Origin of the sequence: Desulfosarcina cetonica JCM 12296 (genome assembly GCF_001311845.1) — a bacterium.
GTDB lineage: Bacteria > Desulfobacterota > Desulfobacteria > Desulfobacterales > Desulfosarcinaceae > Desulfosarcina > Desulfosarcina cetonica.
Genome location: NZ_BBCC01000497.1, coordinates 1 through 955, shown reverse-complemented (window position 1 = coordinate 955; position 955 = coordinate 1). Strand labels below are relative to the sequence as shown.

At 64.0% G+C, this 955-nt stretch carries 1 protein-coding gene; it reads left to right on the top strand.

Features of this window, described 5'->3' with window-relative positions; genetic code table 11:
- Positions 1–955: xanthine dehydrogenase family protein molybdopterin-binding subunit (locus JCM12296_RS35195; protein ID WP_157068219.1), on the top strand; the 955-nt coding region annotated here is incomplete at both ends.

The following is a 955-nucleotide window of genomic DNA, read 5'->3' as shown; positions in this document are numbered from 1 at the left end:
GCCCCGGATCCATCCCGGGCAGCCCAACCTGTGCTTCAGCCAGCCGGTCGTCAAGGGCGATGCCGACGCCGCGTTGGCATCGGCCGCCGCCGTGGTGGAAAACCATTTTGTGACCCAGATCAACCACCAGGCGCCCATGGAGCCGGAAAACAGCGTGGCCTTCATGGAAGGCGAGGGCGAGGATGCCGAGCTCGTGGTCATGGGCCGCAGCATCAACATCCACTTGCACATGGCGATCCTGCAGGCCGCTCTGGGATTCGAGAACATCCGCTACGAGGAGACCTTTTCCGGCGGGCAGTTCGGCATCAAGCTGGAAATCTTCACCGAGGCCATCGCCGCTGCCGCGGCGCTCAAGTTTCGCCGTCCGGTGCGCTATATTCCCAGCCTGGCCGAATCCATGCTGATCACCTCCAAACGCCACCCCTTCGATATGCAGATTCGTTTGGGGGCCGATGCAAACGGCCGGATCACGGCCCTTGCCATGGACATGACCGTGGACAACGGCGCCTACAACTCCATCGGCAACGTAGTCATCAACCGTGCCCTGCACATGTTGTCCAGCTCCTACTTCATTCCCAACATCAAGGTGGCCTCAAAGCTGGTGTACACCAATAACCCGTGGGGCAGCGCGGCCCGTGGGGCCGGACCACCCCAGGCCCACTACGCCCTGGAAAGCGCCATGGACATGCTGGCCGAAAAGCTGAACATGGATCCCCTGGCCTTCCGCAAACTGAATTCCCTCCAGCCGGGACAGACCAAGGCCACCGGCCACGCGGTCGACGAGTGGGCTTTCGAGGGGATCTGCGAGGCCATCCGGCCCGATTACGAGCGTGCCGTGGCCGATGCGGCCCAGGTCCCCGACGGACCGATACGCCGTGGCGTGGGCCTGGGGGCGGCGGCCTTTGGCATCGGCTTTCCGGGTGACAAGTCCGTCAGTGCCGTGGAACTGGGGGGG